The following is an 18,584-nucleotide window of genomic DNA, read 5'->3' on the forward strand; positions in this document are numbered from 1 at the left end:
CATTCTTTAAGATATCTAATTAACCCTTCCACTTGTCCCCCTCCTAAATCTCATTTAAAAGACTCATAGAAAGACTTTCTTCCCTTCGAATATAAATTAAATTACACTAGAAACGTTTTAATCTTTATGTATCGTCCTTTTATGAGTTTATAGGCATATCCTTCACCATCGTTTATCATTCCACTTGCTAACTTTCTTCTTACCGAATCCCTTTTCAGGATGTTCTTTATTATGACAACTCAAGCACAAGGTTTCTAAGTTGTCTAAGACAAGAGCAAGTTTAAGATAGTGTTCGATCTCGTACTTGTGATGGACGTTTAGTTCTATGCTCTTACGTTCACCAGTAACCTTCCTAGAATCAACGTGAACCCTTCCTTGCCATTTGCATTCCTGACATTCATAGTTATCTCGCTTCAATGCTTCCTGCCTTAATAATTCCTAGGCGCTTGATTTGTAGAACGCCCTCTTTTGTTCAAGGCTCTTGTATGCCATTTCATCACCTTCTTTTTGTTTAGAAGTTTAAGAGAAAAAAGGACATTATCTTTTATTTCTTTTCTTTTGTGTACTTATTACATACATTAATTACACTTGATTGAATGTATATAATTATATAGAAAAACAACTCCTTTTATTGGATAATGTAGGACGTGAAAGGGGGAGTGTTTATGTTTGAAGAGACGCTCCCCAGATCAAAGGAACGCCTCTCAACAATACTCGCTCGAATTTAAAAGAGTATTTCGGATCGACTAAGGTCTCCCTTAATCAATTTCCAAATAATATAAATTTACTATGTTTTAAGGCAAAAAATACTTTTAATGAATATTTCTTTTTAAATTTAATTTACGTTATGCTTTTTCAGAAACTTATTTATAAACCATTTATTCTAATGATAATTATGCACCTTTTGATAGTGAAAAAAGTTTACTAAGAAAAAACGATATCCTAACATTATGGATATATCATACTTTTTAATCATTGAATAACTGGGATATTATTGTAATAATGTTTATTGCGGGAAAACACATTGAATTTTAATTTTAAATAAGGAGTGTTACATCTATGGAATCCAAAGCGAAATTTTTGATCGGCCTAGTATTAGCCATTTCTATTATTTTTATAGGTTTAGTAGTGTATGGCATTAATTTATTTTTCAAATCATAAAACCTATTGATTTTTTTCATTTAATAGTCTATGATATTTTTTTGTAATATATTACAAAAGAAGTTAATTAATAGGAGGAATTATGAAAATTTTCAAGCTCTCAATTATTTATGTGTCCATCTTAGCAATGTTATTCACTTCAATGGGATCTGTTAGTGCAGATACAAGTTCTTCATTTGAAGATTACACAAGTCAAGAAATTAAAGAAGCTTCTAAAATTCTATTAGATGATGATTATCTAAGTTTATTTCAACAAACATTCTTAGAAGCCGTTTATGAGAAAAACGGAAAATTTCACTTTGATATAAAGATTGCTCAAGAATTAAGTATGACAAAGGAACAAGCAAAGAATCTTAATGATTTAGTAACAAAATCCTTCTCTTATAGCGAAGTACAAGATATGTATACATACTTAGAGAATACTGAAACTTTGACATTAGGGTTAATTGGAACCGAAGAAGAAGCATTTACGATTATGAATGTTTTTACGGATAGATTAGCTAAAATTTTCTACGCTGCAATTGTTGTTTATGTGGGTACACAAATCGCTAATCAGGTAATAGCAGATTTATACAGACTTGGTGCTATTGGTATGTGTAGAAAATGGGAGAGTAATAAACATGTAAAAACAGCTTGTGAAGCATTAGGATATTTGTAGTATAAAAAGGAGAATGTTAATTAGCAATTAGCTAATTAACATTCTCCTTTTAAATATCCTTAGTTCCAGCAATATTTAAGATTAAGGCCAACTTATAAAATGCTTTCCAACGGATTTTATTATAGTAAGTAGAGCTGATTGGTGGATTGAATTTAAAAGCATAGACATTGTGATCTGTTAAATAATCCGAGTCGGCTGTCATATAACGTTCCTCAATTAATGTACGCTCCATTGGTGGCAATCTCCTAACAGCTCTTTCAACACGATCACAGAAGGTCTTTCTCTTCTCTTGCTGTTCTGCATTATAGAGAGCAATCTGAGCAGTTTGATCACTCGTTTCATTTCGCAACACATGACCTTGAAATATTAGAAAAGGTCCTTCAATAAAATTAAAATTCCAGTTAAAGAAAAGGCAGCAATAGAAAAGAACGTAAAATATCTTTCTTTAGATGAACTTAATACCTTATTACGCTATATGGAACAGTATAAATATCAACGATTAAAAGAATATCGTCTTTATTTCATGCTTATATACTTCCTAAGTCAGACTGGATTGAGAATTAGAAGCTCTAGCTTTGAAATGGGAAAATATCGAAGGTAACAAACTCATTGTGGACAAGCAGACAAGTAGAGGGAATAACAATAAAGTCATAATCACTTTTTTGAAAAATTCATCAAGCTATAGAGAAATTCAGTTAAATGAGGAATTAGTTCGAGAGCTAAAGAAATTTAAATTAGTTCAAAATGAAATGTCCCTCAAACACCCTTCTTACAAAATGAATAAAGAAGGCTAACATCGATTATAAGGGTACTCATGGCTTTAGACACACACATGCGGTTTTGTTATTAGAAGCCGGGGGGCTAGTATAAAGTGTGTATCTAAACGATTAGGACACAAATCCATAAAAACTACTGCAGATACTTATTTAGATATCACTCAAAAAAATAGAAGAAGGCGAACTTAAAAAGTTCGCCTCCTACACAAAAAGAAAATATTGAAGTTGATACGAGTAGGCACATAGTAGGCACGCGCTAATTCTCGTATCAACTATCCTCTTGAAAAAACCCCATGTTATAAGGTTTTCCTACAATTAACCGATCGAACCTTCCATCTCGAACTTGATCAGACGGTTCATTTCAACGGCATATTCCATTGGAAGTTCTTTTGTAAATGGCTCGATGAAGCCCATTACGATCATTTCTGTTGCTTCTTGCTCAGAAATACCGCGGCTCATCAGGTAGAAGAGTTGATCTTCAGATACCTTTGATACCGTAGCTTCATGCTCAAGTGTGATGTTGTTATTTAAGATCTCATTGTATGGAATCGTATCAGAAGTTGATTCGTTATCCATGATAAGCGTATCACACTCGATTTTTGATTTAGACCCTTCAGAGCGGCGTCCGAAGTGACAGATACCACGGTACGTTACTTTACCGCCGTGTTTAGAGATTGATTTTGAAACGATTGTTGATGAACAGTTTGGCGCTAAGTGGTGAACTTTTGCACCCGCATCTTGGTGTTGTCCTTTACCCGCAATAGCGATTGAAAGGATCGTACCTTTTGCACCTTCACCGCGCATTACAACAGCTGGATACTTCATCGTTAATTTAGAACCGATGTTACCATCAACCCATTCCATTGTTGCACCAGCATCTGCTACCGCACGCTTAGTTACTAGATTGAAGATATTAGGCGCCCAGTTTTGGATCGTTGTGTAACGGCAGTATGCGTTCTTTTTAACGATGATTTCAACAACCGCACTATGAAGTGAGTTTGTTGAGTAAACAGGTGCTGTACAACCTTCAACATAGTGTACAGAGCTGTCTTCATCAGCAATGATCAACGTACGCTCGAATTGACCCATGTTCTCTGAGTTGATACGGAAGTACGCTTGAAGAGGCGTATCCGTTTTAACACCTTTTGGCACGTAGATAAATGAACCACCAGACCATACAGCAGAATTTAATGCTGCAAATTTGTTATCAGATGGAGGGATAATTGTACCGAAGTGCTCTTTAAAGATCTCTTCGTGTTCACGAAGTGCTGTATCTGTATCTGTGAAAAGAATACCTAGCTCAGTTAAATCTTCTTTCATGTTGTGGTAAACAACTTCAGATTCATACTGTGCAGATACACCTGCAAGATATTTTTGCTCAGCTTCTGGAATTCCAAGCTTATCAAATGTGTTTTTGATTTCTTCAGGAACTTCATCCCAAGATTTCTCAGACTTCTCAGACGGCTTTACGTAGTACGTAATTTCGTCAAAGTTAAGTTCAGATAAATCTCCGCCCCACTGAGGCATAGGCATTTTATAGAATTGTTCTAATGACTTCAAACGGAAATCAAGCATCCATTGCGGCTCTTTTTTCATACGTGAAATTTCTTCTACGATCTCACGAGTTAAACCACGCTTTGAACGGAAGATGGATACGTCACGATCCGAGAACCCGTATTTGTATTCACCGATATCAGGCATTTTTTTAGCCATGTCGGAAACCCTCCTTAGATAGTTGCTTACCCCTTTTTGCAAAAGGCTAAGCCGTTATTCTTTTTCGTTTAGGCCCTTCTCCATTGCTTTCCATGCAAGAGTTGCACATTTAATTCGCGCTGGGAACTTTGAAACCCCTTGAAGAGCTTCAATATCACCTAAATCAAAACGATCTTCATCGTATTCTTTGCCAAGCATCATGTTTGAGAAAATCTCAGACATTGCGATGGCTTCTTCTGCTGTTAATCCTTTAACAGCTTGAGTCATCATCGATGCAGAAGCAAGGCTGATTGAACAGCCTTCTCCTACAAACTTCGCTTCAGAAATACGATCGTCCTCTAACTTCATTTGAATCTGTATACGATCTCCACATGTCGGGTTGTTCATGTTGACTGTCAGTGTGTCACCATCAAACTCACCACGGTTACGCGGGTTTTTATAATGATCCATAATCACCTGACGATACAAGGTATCAAGGTTATTAAAAGACATCTCCGAAGTACTCCTTTGTTTTTACTAAGCTCTCTGCAAGGGTATCAATATCTTCTTTTGTATTGTAAATATAGAAGCTTGCACGAGCCGTTGCAGTTACATCCAGCCATTTCATAAGCGGCTGAGCACAGTGATGACCTGCGCGAACAGCAATTCCTTCCGCATCTAGAACAGTTGCAACATCATGCGGGTGTACATCATCTAAATTAAAAGTAACAAGTCCTGCACGATGTTTTGGTCCATAAATAGTCATGCCATCTACTTCTGACAAGCGCTCAAGTGCGTACTCTGCTAGTTCATGTTCATGCTTTTCTATTTCATCAAGACCGATCTCAGTTAGAAAATCAATCGCAGCACCGAGGCCGATCGCTCCTGCAATAATCGGAGTCCCGCCTTCAAACTTCCAAGGCAGCTCTTTCCAAGTTGATTCTTGCAGTCCAACGAAGTCGATCATTTCTCCGCCAAATTCAATCGGTTCCATATTGTTTAAAAGCTCTTTTTTACCATACAATGCTCCGATTCCAGTCGGTGCACCCATCTTGTGACCAGAAAATGCGAAGAAGTCACAGTCAAGATCACGCACATCAACTTTCATATGAGGAGCACTTTGCGCCCCGTCAACAACCATGATAGCCCCGTTGCGATGGGCAATCTCAGCAATTTCTTTTACTGGATTGATCGTTCCAAGTACGTTTGATACTTGCATGATCGATACTATTTTTGTTTTCTCGCTGATCGTTTCCTCTACATCTTTAAGATCAATGGTTCCGTCAGCTTGAAGAGGTAAATACGTTAACGTAGCACCTGTTGCACGAGCCACTTGCTGCCAAGGAATGATGTTGCTGTGATGCTCCATCGGGGTAATGACAATTTCATCTCCAGCCGATAAATTGCTTCTCGCATAACTTCCGGCAACAAGGTTCAGAGCTGTTGTTGTTCCTCTAGTAAAGATAATTTCTTCAGCGGAGGAAGCATTAATAAACGAACGAACCTTCTCACGTGCTCCTTCATATTCATCTGTCGCCATCGTACCTAGTGTATGCACACCACGGTGTACATTAGAATTATAACGACGATAATAATCATCAAGCTTTTCAATGACAGACAACGGCTTTTGAGAAGTCGCTGCACTGTCAAGGTACACGAGAGGGTGGCCGTTTACGTTTTGGTCAAGAATCGGAAATTGCTTCTTGATCTCAGCTACATTCATTACAGAACTTTCCTTTCAATTGCTTCGCGCAATTGCTCTTTCACTGACTCGATCGGCAGTTGTGACACAACAGGAGCTAAGAAACCGTGAATAACGAGTCTTTCTGCTTCCTTACGCGGAATACCGCGGCTCATTAGATAGAACATTTGAAGCGGATCAATACGGCCTACAGAAGCTGCGTGACCTGCCGTTACATCATCTTCATCAATTAGAAGAATTGGGTTGGCATCTCCACGAGCTTTTTCACTTAGCATAAGAACGCGCTCAGTCTGTTCACCGTTTGATTTTGTTGCACCATGCTCAATCTTCGTAATACCGTTAAAGATTGCTGTTGCAGCATCACGCATAACACCATGCTTTAAGATATATCCTTCAGAATGCTTTCCGTGATGGAAGATCTGTGTTGTAAAGTTTTGTTTTTGGCTGCCGCGACCGATTGTTACAGTCTTAGTGTCAGCCCAAGAACCGTCACCTACAAGATGAGTCGTGTTCTCTGATACGGTATTTCCGTCGTTCATTTGACCAAGTGCCCACTCAAGACGAGCATCGCGCTCAACGTGTCCACGACGTACTACATAGGTTGTTACATTGCTTGAAAGATTATCAACTGCACCGAACGCTACTTTTGCGCCTTGTGCTGCATAAACCTCTGCCACAATATTAGCTACCGCCTCATCTTCTGATAACGAAACATAGTTTTCAACGTATGTTACTGAACTATTCTCTTCTGCTACGACGATGACGTGGTTGTATAAACCAGCATCCTTTGCACCAAATGCATATACAGCTTGAAGCGGTACTTCTACATCTACATTACGAGGCACATAGATGAACGTACCGCCGTTTAATAATGCAGCGTGAAGAGCTGTTAGACGGTTTTCATCCATTTGAACAGCTTCACCGAAAAGATATTTCTTCACTAGATCTTCATGCTTTTCTAGTGCAGTAGCAAGATCTGTGAAAATAACGCCTTTATCTGTCAGCTCTTTTGAGACCTTCTTATAAACCGTAGAACCGTCTTGCTGTGCTAGAAGGTTATCTACTTTATCTTCATCGCCAACTAAGTTACGGATTCCTTCAGCAAGTGCTGCTACATTGTCCGCTGCTTTTACTTCAGCAAGATTGTAGTTAGCTGCTGTGAAATTCCATTTATCGATTTTTGTTTTATCAGGTTTAGGGAGCTCAAGCGTATCGAATAGCTCTGCTCCTTTTAAACGGATGTCTTTAAGCCATGCCGGCTCATTGCGTCCATCCGAGAATGCTTGAATCTGTTCTTTGTCGAACGTTACTTTTGTCTCGATTGACATACATACCCACCCTTTACTGTTGATTCGCTCATTTGCTTCTTTTCTTGCTGTGCAAATCATGCACTGCAGATAAAACTAGACTGACTTAAGCTTCTTGGTTTACGCGCTCGTCTTCAATGCCAAGTTCTTCTTTAATCCAGTCGTAACCTTCTGCCTCAAGACGTTCAGCTAATTCAGAACCACCAGATTTCACGATACGGCCTTGCATCATAACGTGTACTTTATCAGGCTTGATGTAGTCAAGAAGACGTTGGTAGTGAGTGATGATTAGACATCCAAACTCAGAACCACGCATTGCATTAACACCTTTTGATACGACTTTAAGTGCATCGATATCTAGACCTGAATCGATCTCATCAAGGATTGCAAGCTTCGGCTCAAGCATCATTAATTGAAGAATCTCGTTACGCTTCTTCTCACCGCCAGAGAATCCTTCATTTAAGTAACGCTGTGCAAACTGTTGATCCATTTCAAGAAGATCCATTTTCTCATCTAATTTACGGATGAATTTCATTAAAGAAATCTCATCACCTTCTTCGCGGCCTGCATTAATAGCAGAACGTAAGAAGTCCGCGTTTGTAATTCCGCTGATCTCAGATGGATATTGCATCGCTAGGAATAGACCTGCTTGTGCACGCTCGTCTACTTCCATTTCAAGCACATCTTCACCGTTCATTGTTACAGATCCGCTTGTGATTTCATATTTCGGATGACCCATGATTGCAGAAGCTAAAGTTGATTTACCTGTACCATTTGGTCCCATGATTGCGTGGATTTCTCCACCGTTAATTTCAATACTGAAGTCTTTAAGAATTTCCTTTCCTTCAATTGAAACGTGTAAGTTCTCGATTTTTAAGAATGGTGCTGACATCTTTATGACCTCCAATTTATCTTGCTTATAACAAGCAGTGTGATTTCGATGATTAAATCGAATTATTCTCAATCTATTCTCATTACAATCTTATAACAAATCCAACATAAGTTCAAGGTAACGAGACTAGTATGTACAATTGCGTTTCACGCAACATTCTTCATTATAATATAGATTGGTTCATACACAAAGGGAGCGGCGCCAGTTATGGGCCACTCCCTTATGTCATTTTATTCTATCCTAACAGAACTTATAGATGGTGTTGATTGAATTCCCTTACCATTTCATTGCAGCGTTTGTATTCTTTATCACGAGCTCTCTCAATTTCCATTCTTTTATCGAGGCTTCGGTTGTATTCCTCATAACCTACTCCATGTGCAGAATGCATTGCCTTTTCCATATCACTCGTATACGCAGCGTCTAATGACTGGATAATGAATCAATCCCTTCTCTTTTGATACATGTATCTTAACATGAACGCTTTAATTGACCAAAGCGCAAAAAAGAGGCTGAGGTTCCTTTACAGGTTATCAGATCACCTATGCCATTGTCAGAAAACTTACCAACACGATAACTCTTATTTCCACCGTTTTTCGACTTGACCCAATATTTGAAAAATTTACTGCTGCATCTGACTGCCTTTGCCGCTAAGATCGGTCATTGCTTCTTGGACAAGAGTGACAGCCTGGCTCATCGCTGCCCCGCCGCCGAATGCTGCTGTAACGCCCACTGCTTCTAAAATTTCATCTTCAGTACAGCCTTGGTCGAGGCATCCTTTTGTATGATAAATAATACAATACTCATCTTGTGAAAATACACTAATACCAAGTGCGATCATTTGCTTTTCTTTTTGAGAAAGCTTGCCTTTTGCAAAACATGCTTCTGTGAACGCATTATATTTCTTAGCAATATCAGGCATCTTCTCTGTGAAGTGTCCTAATCCTTCTTTATATTCAAGTAGTGCCATCTCAACTGCACTTTGGTTCTGCTGTTGCTGCTGTTCCATCATTCATCCCTCCTAAAATTGAATCCACTTCAAAGGTAGTATTCGATTTCAGGAATTCATTTATACAAAAAAGAACGCCATTTAGGCGCTCTTTATCTGTTTTTCATCTTATTCTTCAGTTAAAGGAATAACAGCTCCATTATACTCTTCGTTGATGAAGTTTTGGATCTCTTCAGATTGAAGAACTTCTAAAAGCTTTTGTACTTCTGGACGCTCTTCATCTTCTGCACGAACAACGATCAGGTTAGGTTGAAGTACATCTTCTTCTTCAAATGCAATTCCGTATTGCTCAATATCTACTCCGCCCTCAAGAGCGTAGTTTGTGTTGATGACAACAGCATCACCCTCGCCGCTTTCAAATGAAGGAGCAAGCATACGAGCTTCTACTTGAGTTGAACCAAATTGTAAGTTCTTCGGATTAGATGAAATATCATCGATTGTTGCTAATTGACCTTCTTCAACATCTAGCTCAATTAAGCCTGCACGCTCAAAGATCGGCAGAATACGGCCGTGGTCACTGATTGAATCACTCATAATAATTGACGCGCCTTCAGGAAGCTCATCAAGGCTTGAATATTCTTTAGAGTACACACCGATTGGTTCTGCATGGACTGCACCAACGCTGACAAAGTCATAGTCGTTCTCATCAATTTGCATTGCTAAATAACCAGGCGTTTGGAAATAGTTCACATCGATGTCGCCATCACGTAACGCTTGGTTTGGCAAGATGTAATCTTGGAAAACTTGGACTTGAAGGTCAATGCCTTCTTCAGCAAGCAATTCCTGTGCTGCTTCAAGGATTTCTGCATGCGGTACAGCAGAAGCACCGACTGTTAATGTCGTTGTTTCACCTTCAGCACCCTCACCAGCTTCGTTATCTGTTGTTTCTTCCTCTGCACCGCCGCATGCCACTAATGATACAGACAATGCTGCAGCTGCTACTACGCTTAAAAACTTTTTCATCTCTCTTTTCCCCCTACCGTTTATCTGTTTTATTTGTAAAATAATCACCAATCCACTGGATCACAAAAACGACCAATAGAATTGCGATTGTTGCTACCAAAGTAATCTCGCTGTTATTGCGCTGGAATCCTTCTAGGTACGCGAAATGGCCCAGACCGCCTGCACCAATGACCCCTGCCATCGCTGTATAGCTGACAAGTGCAATCGCTGTAACGGTGATTCCAGAAATAAGTGCTGGCAAGGATTCAGGAATTAAAACTTTCCGAATGATTGTCCAGTTGCTCGCTCCCATTGATTGTGACGCTTCAATAACCCCTTTATCGATCTCACGCAGGGCAATCTCCACCATACGCGCATAGAACGGGGCAGCTCCAATGATTAATGCAGGAAGCGCTGCATTTGCCCCAAGCATCGAACCTGTCAGGGCCCTTGTAAATGGAATTAATAAAACAATTAATATGATAAATGGGATTGATCTAAAAATATTAACGATAAAGCTTGCCACCACGTTAACAAGATAATTCTCCCATAGATTCCCTTTGGCTGTCAGATAAAGAACTAATCCTAAAATGAGTCCAAGTACAAATGTAGCAAAGACAGAAATAGACGTCATATAGAGCGTTTCAAGCGTCGCATCCCATAAGCGGTCCCATTTCACATCAGCTAGAAATTGATCATTCATACGTGATCACCTCCACTTCCACTTTCTTGCTGCGGATAAAGGCAATCGCGCGCTCGACTTCATCAGTCTCTCCGTTTAAAGCAACAAATAACGTCCCGTATGACCCTTCTTGGATCTTCGTGATCTTTCCTTGCACAATATTTACTTCAATATCAAATGAGCGAATCAGCTGCGTAATTAATGGGCTTTCCGCCTCTTCACCGACGAAGGTTAACTGAACAATTTTACCTTCAGGGTGATCTGCGAGTAATTGCTTAATCGCATCTGTCGTTTCTTCAGGCTCTGTAATTTGCTTAACAAATTCCTTCGTCATCTCTTCTTTTGGCTTACGGAATACTTCTAGCACCGGTCCCTGCTCAACTACTTTACCGGCTTCCATCACAGCCACTTGATGACAAATTTTACGAATGACGTGCATTTCATGTGTGATCAGCACGATCGTTAAGCCTAACTTTTGATTAATATCAACGAGCAAGTCCAAAATCGAATCTGTCGTCTTAGGATCTAGTGCGGATGTTGCTTCATCACATAACAGCACCTTAGGATTGTTAGCAAGCGCACGTGCAATACCGACACGCTGTTTTTGTCCGCCGCTCAATTGCGATGGATAGCTGTCTCCGCGTCCTTTAAGCCCTACTAGCTCAATTAACTCATTCACTCGTTGTTCACGTTTGGCTTTTGGCACACCTGCAATTTCAAGAGGAAACGCGATATTATCTCGCACCGTACGCGACCAAAGCAAATTAAAATGCTGGAAAATCATCCCGATTTCTTGACGGGCTTTTCTTAATTCTTTTGTTGAGAGTGCTGAAAGCTTTTTGCCAGCTACAACAACCTCTCCTTCTGTTGGACGTTCAAGCATATTTAACATACGAATTAACGTACTTTTACCTGCGCCGCTATATCCAATCACACCGAATATCTCACCCTCGCCGATATTTAAATCAACGCCATCGACGGCATGAACGGTGCCATTCTTCGTTTCAAATCGTTTACGAATCGATCGAAGTGAAATCATTAATTACTCCCTACTTTCTCTATAAATCCCAAACCACGTTTTAAGCTTTACTGAAGTTATTTAGTAAAGCATGAAAGGATGAGGATCTCCTAACTCTAACGTACGACAAACTCATACACAATAAAAAAGCCCTTCTGTTTATGATGAACAGAAAGGCGTAAATTCATTATCCCTTCTCTCATCTACCAAAGCTCATGCTTTGCAGGAATTAGCACCTTCTAGGTCAACATATGACTTAGTGGTTGCTGGGTTTCATCGGGCCAGTCCCTCCACCTCTCGCGATAAGAGATATAAAGTTGTTGTCGTTCGCTTTTACATGAATGCATCATAGCACGCGGGTTTTTTAGCTGTCAACGATTTTATGCCGAAACATTTGAAGAAGATATTTCCGCTTCTTTTTTCTCCCTAAATACTAGAAAAAAATAGACCGAACCGATGAGATACAGGCTTGCTGTGATCGTGAATACATACGCATACCCGTAGTAGGAACCATGAATCATTACAAGGGTAGTTGAAACAGGACCCATTACCGCCCAGCCAAGCTGGAACACCATCTGGCCCACTGAGTTAGCAAGACCTTTCATCGAGTCATCTACCTTCCGCATCATCAATGCCATCTGGATTGGATTCCCTGCATTCATTAATGCCTGCCTAAATAAGAAACCTATAACAGCAACCCACAATATTTCTGTGTAGGCAGTTAATAGAAGAAACGGCAAGGAGGACAGCTGCAAAATGACCACCGCTTTTACTTCACCCACTCTTCGCACGACACTTGGACCGATCATTAGCGCAATCGCCGTCATTGCCTGGCCTAAAGAGAGAATAATACCGACAACCGAATAACTTACATCAAAGCGGTCGGTAAAATAGAGATTCAGGTAAGGGATAACGAGACCAGATCCAAAGCCAATCAATAAGTTAGCTACAGCGAAAAGTCCGATCACTTTCAGACTGGAACGATGTGTCGTAAATAACTTCCCTAGAGAGCTTGCTCCTGTTTTCTCTTTGCGGACTTTTTGTTCCTCACGAATCTTTAAAATTGGAATTAACGCTATAAAAAATAATGCTGCCCCAAACAACAAGGTGATTCGTACACTTGTTAACATGGCGAGGCCAAATACATTATGAAATAAATCAGACATCGTCCCGCCTAATGTGTTTCCGATTACGTTTGCTACCATAATAAGAGCAAAGTTAAAGCTGAACAGGTGCACCCGTTCTTTTTCAGATGAATTTTCCGCAAGGAGTGGAATAGAAGAAACTTGGATAAACGCCATAAAAAGTCCTGTCATAAAAGCAGTTGCTAATAGAAGTGTTTCAGCTGTCAGCACCCCTCTTAGTAAAAGACTGACGGCTGCAAAAACGGCTCCAAACAAGATGACTTTCTTTCGGCCGATCTTATCACTCAACAAGCCAGCAGGCAAAAGTGCAATCGCACTAGCCATAGCCTGCATCGCAATGACTCTGCCGTTGACTTGATCAACATAGCCTAACTCACGTATATAATAATTATAAATAACCATAAAAATCCCCATCCCAATATTAGCTAGGACAGAGGCTAAAAGAAACAAACGCACATTTCGATTATATGATTTAAGCTGTCTTGACCAGTCTCCCATAAGACGCGCCATATCGACCATCACCTTTTCATTATTTCGATCCCCTAAATATAATAGTCGATTTCACCCAAAATAAAAAGCCTTTCGTCAAAGTTTTCAGACGAAAAGCTTACATCATCTAACACCAGTTCTTCTAACACCAGCCCTCTTCACAGCTGTCTACATAGGAAGTCACTTGGTTAGGGTCGGTCTGTTCATATCTATATACTTTATCCTCTTCAAATACATATCCAGCACTCATAATATGCTGCAAGCCCGCTTCTGTTTCCGTTACTTGTCCGATGCGAGCATCATCCACATACAGGTTCATATGGCCGTTTTCATACTTTCCTTTTACCTTGCTTGTCACATCCACTTTTACTAAATCCATACCGTTTCCCCTCCAAATGTATGGTGTAGCTATAGTGTATGCCGCACGGTGTGTTCTACTCAAGGAAAAAGAAAGAGAAGGAGGCAGGTTCCTCCTTCTCTAAAATGATTAATCTTCGCTGATCATTTCTGCATACTCAGAATCGTTCATCAGCTTGTCCACTTCATTTGAATCCTTAGGCTCAACAACGATCATCCATGCTTTTTCATACGGTGATTCGTTTACAAATTCAGGGGAATCATCAAGATCTTCGTTGATTTCAACGACTTTCCCGCTAATTGGTGCATATAGTTCAGAAACAGTCTTAACTGATTCTACACTACCGAAAGGCTCGTTTGCTTCGATGTCGTCTCCAACTTCAGGAAGCTCAACGAAAACGATATCTCCTAGTTCTGATTGAGCGAAGTCTGTAATTCCGATACGTACTTTATCGTCTTCAACTTTCACCCACTCATGCTCTTCTGAATACTTTAATTCCTTTGGTACATTTGCACTCATGTGATAATCCCTCCATCAATTTGGTACATACTCACTCTATTATACCTTTTTTGCCATATAAACTAAATGCTTAGTCGAAAGATTTTGTCTTAATGTGTCATGATCAACGTGATTTTGTATAGGATTATTTCCATGTTTGCTCAAATTGCTCTTCTTTAAAGCCTACCGTGACAAGATTGCCGTCCGTTGTAATCGGGCGCTTAATCAGCATGCCATCAGAAGCAAGCAGCTCAAGTTTCTCCTCATCACTCATATCTGCCAGCTTATCTTTTAAGCCAAGCTCACGATATTTTTGACCGCTTGTGTTAAAAAATTTCTTAAGCTCAAGTCCGCTTTTTTTATAAAATGATTCAAGCTCTTCTTTAGAAGGAGGTGATTCTACAATATGTACTTCGTTTAATTCAACTCCATTTTCTTCGAGCCACTTCTTCGCTTTACGGCATGTCCCGCATTTCGGATAATGATAAAACGTTACTAACATAAAAAAACTCCTCTCCTGCTTGGATACTTTACGTCATTATTGCTTATTTTTTCTATTTCTACAACTGTTACGCTCATGATCATCTATATCACTTTCCCACATTTGCTGAATGGCTGCTTGAGTTGTATCTTCTGTAAGATCCGTCGCAAACTCCTCTACTCCAGTTAATGGTCCTGTATACTCAATCTTCGGCTGCTTTTTCATCGTAATCCCTTCCCTTGTTGTTAAATTTGATTATAGGATGCTACGAATGAGCCGAAACGATTCTGGAAGTTTAGAGGGGGCTGATAGTACCGAATGGGGGCAAGTACTGAAAGCTCACGGCGGCAATTGCGTCGGTGCGGCGTTGATTTGCGCTGGTCTGAGCGTTTATAGCGCTGCTCAGAGTGATATATGCGTCGGTGCAGCGGTGTATTGCGTCAGTTGCTCTTTATTGCGCCGGTTCAGGTACTGATTGCGTCATTCTGAAGAACAATTGTATCTACCTTCGTCATAATTGCGCCTGTCTGCATCGATCCGCCGGTCTGCATCGTGTCTCTTTTGCCTGGGACTCCGCTCTTTCCACTCTGGTCCGAGCACTTCCCGCACTAACGACAAAAAAGCCCGCTTCCAGGGCTTTTTTGTACTAGAGAGGAGAATGCTTCATAAGAAAGGAGTTATATAATTTTTGGGGCGGTTAAGCCCCAAAATTGGTTAACGTAATTGGACTAACAGTCGTAACTATTAAACAACGTAGCGTTCTTCTTTAAGAACTTCCGCTGCAATTTCACGCTTAATGCTTACTACATTAATTGGCGTGTGGCGCGTTAATTTGCGCAGGATGGAAAGCATCGTACGAAGAGTATCTCCGCTTTCCATAGTTACTAATGATTCTTTCGCATGAGCTTCAATGCGGTTGAATGCTTCTTGGCAATACACTTGTGTCATGCGAAGCTTTTGAGCTGCTTTTTCTTCGCCAGACTTATTCATTTGCTTTTCTGTACGTAAGATCACAGACTCCATAGAGAAGACTTCGCTTACGATATCAGCCACATTTGAAAGAAGCTCTTGCTCGTGCTGAAGCTTTTGTTGATACTTCTGAGCTCCGGTACCAGCTACCATTAAGAAGATTTTCTTAGCCATGCCAAGCAAGTATTTCTCTTGTTCAAGAGGCGAGTCACCGATTTCTTGCGGCATCATCATCATTAACTCTTCTTGAAGCGCTGTTGCTTTTTGAAGAAGAGGAAGCTCGCCTTTCATAGCTTTACGCATGATCGTACCTGGTACAAGAAGACGGTTAATTTCATTTGTACCTTCAAAGATACGGTTAATACGAGAATCACGATAAATGCGCTCTACTTCGTATTCAGCCATGAAGCCGTAACCGCCGTGGATTTGAACAGCCTCATCGGCTACATAATCAAGCGTTTCAGAACCTGATACTTTATTTAAAGAACACTCAATCGCATATTCAGCAATTGCATTAGCAACGGCACGGCCGTCTTTTTGCTCTTCATCAGATAGTCCGCCAAGACGTTCTTCAAATAATCCGCCCGTACGATAGATGGAGCTTTCAGCAGCATATGTTGCTGTTGCCATGTTTGCAAGCTTTTCTTGGATTAAAGTGAATTTCCCAATTGGTGTTTTAAATTGCTTACGCTCGTTTGCATATTTAGCTGCAAGCTCTAACGCACGCTTTGAGCTTCCTACACAGCCTACTCCAAGCTTGTAACGACCCACGTTTAGGATATTGAAGGCAATGACATGGCCCTTGCCGATCTCACCAAGTACGTTTTCTTTTGGAACTAGTGCATCTTCTAGGATGAGTGTTCTAGTAGAAGATCCTTTGATCCCCATTTTCTTTTCTTCTGGACCAGTTGAAACGCCTTCGTAGTCTTTTTCTACGATAAATGCTGTGAACTGCTCACCGTCGATTTTTGCATAAACAACGAAGACATCAGCAAAGGCAGAGTTTGTAATCCATTGTTTTTCCCCATTTAATACATAGTGCGTTCCTGCTTCGTTTAGAACAGCAGTTGTTTTCGCACCTAGAGCATCAGAACCTGAGCTTGGCTCTGTTAGTGCATAAGCAGCAATGGTTTCACCGCTTGCCAGGCCAGGAAGGTACTTTGATTTTTGCTCGTGATTTCCAAAAAATACGATTGGAAGTGACCCGATTCCAACGTGTGCGCCGTGGCTTAATCCAAATGCACCGCCGCGAACAAATTTCTCAGAGATTAGAGATGAACTGATCTTATCAAGTCCTAAACCGCCGTATTCTTCAGGTACATCAGCACCAAGAAGTCCGATCTCACCAGCTTGCTTTAAAAGCCTTACTGTGTGCTCAAATTCGTGGTTTTCGATCTTTTCAAGATGAGGTACGACTTCTTTCACCGCAAACTCTTCCGTTGTACGGCCGATCATAATCTGCTCATCTGTAAAGTCCTCTGGAGTAAAGACCTTATCTGCCTCAATATCCTCTACTAAGAAGCTCCCGCCTTTTACGACACGTTCTGCTGTGTTACTCATCATAATTCCTCCCTTAATATATGTGATCTAATAATTGTCACCTATTAATTAACCAATTAATTCAAACACACCAGCAGCACCCATACCGCCGCCAATACACATCGTTACAACACCAAACTGCTCGCCGCGGCGCTTCATTTCATGCATCAATGACAGCGTCAGCTTTGTACCAGAGCATCCAAGCGGATGGCCAAGAGCAATGGCTCCTCCGTTGACATTCACCTTATTTGTATCAAGCTCTAAATGACGAATAACTTGAAGTGATTGAGATGCGAATGCTTCATTTAATTCAAATAATCCAATATCAGAAATGTCTAAACCTGCTAGTTTAAGAGCTTTAGGAATCGCTTCTACCGGGCCGATCCCCATAATTTCAGGAGCAACACCTGCAACAGCAAAACTTCTAAACTTAAGCAGCGGCTGCAGGCCGCTTGCTTCTGCTTCTTCACGGTCCATAAGAAGAACCGACGCTGCGCCATCACTCATTTGTGACGAGTTCCCAGCTGTTACAGACCCTTTTGGATGGAAAGCCGGACGAAGTTTCGCAAGACCTTCAAGCGTTGTATCAAGACGAACACCTTCATCTGTATCAAATACAACCTTTTTCTCTTTTAATTTATTGTCAGGTCCAACTGCACGAAGCGTAACATCGACTGGTACAATTTCATCAGCAAAACGATTCGCTTCAATCGCAGCCGCTGCTCGCTTATGACTCTCTACAGCGAAAGCATCCTGATCTTCGCGGCTGATGCCAAAACGATTCGCTACTTCTTCAGCTGTATAGCCCATACCCATGTAATACTCAGGCTGTTCTTCAACAAGCGTAGGGTTAGGAGCAATGACATGCCCGCCCATTGGGATCATACTCATTGATTCTGCACCGCCTGCAATGATCGCTTTTGAGTGGCCCAGCATAATGCGCTCAGCCCCGTAAGCAATACTTTGCAAACCTGATGAACAGTAACGGTTTATCGTAATAGCTGGTACTGTGTTAGGAAGTCCCGCAAGAGCAGAGATGCTTCTTGCGACGTTCATTCCTTGCTCTGCTTCTGGCATTGAGCAGCCAATAATCACATCATCTATTTGTGCTGGATCAAATCCTTCTGCACGTCTTAATGTTTCTTTTATCGTAAGAGCACCAAGATCATCGGGTCTCACATTTGCTAAAGTTCCACGCTTTGCTTTTCCGACTGGCGTACGAGCGCCAGCAACGATTACTGCTTCTCTCATTATCGTATCCCTCCTACC

General features: G+C 40.7%; 19 protein-coding genes, 1 pseudogene and 1 riboswitch. Of the genes and pseudogenes, 1 reads left to right on the plus strand and 19 read right to left on the minus strand.

The features are described 5' to 3' along the window. Window positions 1-162: 162 nt before the first annotated feature. Window positions 163-492: pseudogene (locus A33I_RS14320) on the minus strand (HNH endonuclease). 751 nt (window positions 493-1,243) lie between these two features. Here A33I_RS14320 and A33I_RS14325 point away from each other — a divergent pair. Beyond that, on the plus strand, window positions 1,244-1,819 hold the full coding sequence (locus A33I_RS14325; RefSeq protein ID WP_022629037.1) for a hypothetical protein: 576 nt from the start codon (window positions 1,244-1,246) through the stop codon (window positions 1,817-1,819). A 49-nt stretch (window positions 1,820-1,868) separates the two neighbouring features. Here A33I_RS14325 and A33I_RS20630 read toward each other — a convergent pair whose 3' ends face one another. From A33I_RS20630 to A33I_RS14410, 18 genes are all read right to left on the minus strand, one after another. After that, window positions 1,869-2,168 (minus strand): ArpU family phage packaging/lysis transcriptional regulator, encoded by a 300-nt coding sequence (locus A33I_RS20630; protein ID WP_152976480.1) that lies wholly within the window; start codon window positions 2,166-2,168, stop codon window positions 1,869-1,871. Window positions 2,169-2,910: 742 nt separating this feature from the next. Next, window positions 2,911-4,308, minus strand: a complete 1,398-nt coding sequence (sufB, locus tag A33I_RS14340; protein ID WP_012960344.1) for a Fe-S cluster assembly protein SufB — start codon at window positions 4,306-4,308, stop codon at window positions 2,911-2,913. A gap of 54 nt (window positions 4,309-4,362) precedes the next feature. After that, the gene (gene sufU / locus A33I_RS14345) at window positions 4,363-4,800 is read right to left on the minus strand and encodes a Fe-S cluster assembly sulfur transfer protein SufU (protein WP_012960345.1); all 438 of its coding nucleotides are present in this window, start codon (window positions 4,798-4,800) and stop codon (window positions 4,363-4,365) included. After that, window positions 4,790-6,010 carry a cysteine desulfurase gene (locus A33I_RS14350; protein ID WP_022629040.1) on the minus strand — a complete coding sequence of 407 codons (1,221 nt, stop codon included), beginning with the start codon at window positions 6,008-6,010 and terminating at the stop codon, window positions 4,790-4,792. The genes sufU and A33I_RS14350 overlap by 11 nt, the downstream gene beginning before the upstream one ends. Further along, window positions 6,010-7,317: a Fe-S cluster assembly protein SufD gene (gene sufD, locus A33I_RS14355; protein ID WP_022629041.1), complete on the minus strand. Its 1,308-nt coding sequence runs from the start codon at window positions 7,315-7,317 to the stop codon at window positions 6,010-6,012. Before sufD ends, A33I_RS14350 begins: the two co-directional genes overlap by 1 nt. Before the next feature lie 85 nt (window positions 7,318-7,402). After that, window positions 7,403-8,188, minus strand: coding sequence for a Fe-S cluster assembly ATPase SufC (gene sufC, locus A33I_RS14360; protein ID WP_012960348.1), 786 nt, complete (start codon window positions 8,186-8,188; stop codon window positions 7,403-7,405). A 250-nt stretch (window positions 8,189-8,438) separates the two neighbouring features. After that, complete coding sequence (locus A33I_RS21590; protein WP_180316873.1) at window positions 8,439-8,588, minus strand: YuzK family famiily protein; 150 nt, start codon at window positions 8,586-8,588, stop codon at window positions 8,439-8,441. 219 nt (window positions 8,589-8,807) lie between these two features. Next, complete coding sequence (locus A33I_RS14365; RefSeq protein WP_012960349.1) at window positions 8,808-9,194, minus strand: carboxymuconolactone decarboxylase family protein; 387 nt, start codon at window positions 9,192-9,194, stop codon at window positions 8,808-8,810. Window positions 9,195-9,302: 108 nt separating this feature from the next. Next, the gene (locus A33I_RS14370; RefSeq protein ID WP_022629042.1) at window positions 9,303-10,157 is read right to left on the minus strand and encodes a MetQ/NlpA family ABC transporter substrate-binding protein; all 855 of its coding nucleotides are present in this window, start codon (window positions 10,155-10,157) and stop codon (window positions 9,303-9,305) included. 13 nt (window positions 10,158-10,170) lie between these two features. Beyond that, window positions 10,171-10,839, minus strand: coding sequence for a methionine ABC transporter permease (locus A33I_RS14375; RefSeq protein WP_012960351.1), 669 nt, complete (start codon window positions 10,837-10,839; stop codon window positions 10,171-10,173). Further along, on the minus strand, window positions 10,832-11,857 hold the full coding sequence (locus A33I_RS14380) for a methionine ABC transporter ATP-binding protein (protein WP_012960352.1): 1,026 nt from the start codon (window positions 11,855-11,857) through the stop codon (window positions 10,832-10,834). Before A33I_RS14380 ends, A33I_RS14375 begins: the two co-directional genes overlap by 8 nt. A 175-nt stretch (window positions 11,858-12,032) precedes the next feature. Continuing rightward, a riboswitch (SAM riboswitch) is annotated at window positions 12,033-12,145 on the minus strand. 71 nt (window positions 12,146-12,216) lie between these two features. Beyond that, window positions 12,217-13,491, minus strand: a complete 1,275-nt coding sequence (locus A33I_RS14385; protein WP_022629043.1) for an MFS transporter — start codon at window positions 13,489-13,491, stop codon at window positions 12,217-12,219. Window positions 13,492-13,612: 121 nt separating this feature from the next. Then, window positions 13,613-13,849, minus strand: a complete 237-nt coding sequence (locus A33I_RS14390; protein WP_012960353.1) for a YusG family protein — start codon at window positions 13,847-13,849, stop codon at window positions 13,613-13,615. A gap of 108 nt (window positions 13,850-13,957) precedes the next feature. After that, the gene (gcvH, locus tag A33I_RS14395) at window positions 13,958-14,347 is read right to left on the minus strand and encodes a glycine cleavage system protein GcvH (RefSeq protein WP_022629045.1); all 390 of its coding nucleotides are present in this window, start codon (window positions 14,345-14,347) and stop codon (window positions 13,958-13,960) included. A 124-nt stretch (window positions 14,348-14,471) separates the two neighbouring features. Continuing rightward, window positions 14,472-14,828 carry an arsenate reductase family protein gene (locus A33I_RS14400; RefSeq protein WP_012960355.1) on the minus strand — a complete coding sequence of 119 codons (357 nt, stop codon included), beginning with the start codon at window positions 14,826-14,828 and terminating at the stop codon, window positions 14,472-14,474. Between the two features lie 36 nt (window positions 14,829-14,864). Next, on the minus strand, window positions 14,865-15,032 hold the full coding sequence (locus A33I_RS20905; RefSeq protein ID WP_012960356.1) for a hypothetical protein: 168 nt from the start codon (window positions 15,030-15,032) through the stop codon (window positions 14,865-14,867). Window positions 15,033-15,551: 519 nt separating this feature from the next. Next, on the minus strand, window positions 15,552-17,336 hold the full coding sequence (locus A33I_RS14405; RefSeq protein ID WP_022629046.1) for an acyl-CoA dehydrogenase family protein: 1,785 nt from the start codon (window positions 17,334-17,336) through the stop codon (window positions 15,552-15,554). 48 nt (window positions 17,337-17,384) lie between these two features. Beyond that, window positions 17,385-18,566, minus strand: coding sequence for an acetyl-CoA C-acetyltransferase (locus tag A33I_RS14410; RefSeq protein WP_012960358.1), 1,182 nt, complete (start codon window positions 18,564-18,566; stop codon window positions 17,385-17,387). Between the last annotated feature and the right edge of the window lie 18 nt (window positions 18,567-18,584).

Source organism: Alkalihalophilus marmarensis DSM 21297 (assembly GCF_000474275.2).
Taxonomy (GTDB): Bacteria; Bacillota; Bacilli; order Bacillales; family Bacillaceae_D; genus Alkalihalophilus; species Alkalihalophilus marmarensis.

What these genes read in the sequence shown, in the direction of transcription:
- gcvH (WP_022629045.1), bottom strand. Translation starts at nt 14,347, where the DNA reads ATGAGTGCAAATGTACCAAAGGAATTAAAGTATTCAGAAGAGCATGAG.
- A33I_RS14380 (WP_012960352.1), bottom strand. Translation starts at nt 11,857, where the DNA reads ATGATTTCACTTCGATCGATTCGTAAACGATTTGAAACGAAGAATGGC.
- sufB (WP_012960344.1), bottom strand. Translation starts at nt 4,308, where the DNA reads ATGGCTAAAAAAATGCCTGATATCGGTGAATACAAATACGGGTTCTCG.
- A33I_RS14325 (WP_022629037.1), top strand. Translation starts at nt 1,244, where the DNA reads ATGAAAATTTTCAAGCTCTCAATTATTTATGTGTCCATCTTAGCAATG.
- A33I_RS20905 (WP_012960356.1), bottom strand. Translation starts at nt 15,032, where the DNA reads ATGAAAAAGCAGCCGAAGATTGAGTATACAGGACCATTAACTGGAGTA.
- sufC (WP_012960348.1), bottom strand. Translation starts at nt 8,188, where the DNA reads ATGTCAGCACCATTCTTAAAAATCGAGAACTTACACGTTTCAATTGAA.
- A33I_RS14350 (WP_022629040.1), bottom strand. Translation starts at nt 6,010, where the DNA reads ATGAATGTAGCTGAGATCAAGAAGCAATTTCCGATTCTTGACCAAAAC.
- A33I_RS14365 (WP_012960349.1), bottom strand. Translation starts at nt 9,194, where the DNA reads ATGGAACAGCAGCAACAGCAGAACCAAAGTGCAGTTGAGATGGCACTA.
- A33I_RS14410 (WP_012960358.1), bottom strand. Translation starts at nt 18,566, where the DNA reads ATGAGAGAAGCAGTAATCGTTGCTGGCGCTCGTACGCCAGTCGGAAAA.
- A33I_RS14400 (WP_012960355.1), bottom strand. Translation starts at nt 14,828, where the DNA reads ATGTTAGTAACGTTTTATCATTATCCGAAATGCGGGACATGCCGTAAA.
- A33I_RS14390 (WP_012960353.1), bottom strand. Translation starts at nt 13,849, where the DNA reads ATGGATTTAGTAAAAGTGGATGTGACAAGCAAGGTAAAAGGAAAGTAT.
- A33I_RS14375 (WP_012960351.1), bottom strand. Translation starts at nt 10,839, where the DNA reads ATGAATGATCAATTTCTAGCTGATGTGAAATGGGACCGCTTATGGGAT.
- A33I_RS21590 (WP_180316873.1), bottom strand. Translation starts at nt 8,588, where the DNA reads ATGGAAAAGGCAATGCATTCTGCACATGGAGTAGGTTATGAGGAATAC.
- sufU (WP_012960345.1), bottom strand. Translation starts at nt 4,800, where the DNA reads ATGTCTTTTAATAACCTTGATACCTTGTATCGTCAGGTGATTATGGAT.
- A33I_RS14385 (WP_022629043.1), bottom strand. Translation starts at nt 13,491, where the DNA reads ATGGCGCGTCTTATGGGAGACTGGTCAAGACAGCTTAAATCATATAAT.
- A33I_RS14405 (WP_022629046.1), bottom strand. Translation starts at nt 17,336, where the DNA reads ATGAGTAACACAGCAGAACGTGTCGTAAAAGGCGGGAGCTTCTTAGTA.
- A33I_RS14370 (WP_022629042.1), bottom strand. Translation starts at nt 10,157, where the DNA reads ATGAAAAAGTTTTTAAGCGTAGTAGCAGCTGCAGCATTGTCTGTATCA.
- sufD (WP_022629041.1), bottom strand. Translation starts at nt 7,317, where the DNA reads ATGTCAATCGAGACAAAAGTAACGTTCGACAAAGAACAGATTCAAGCA.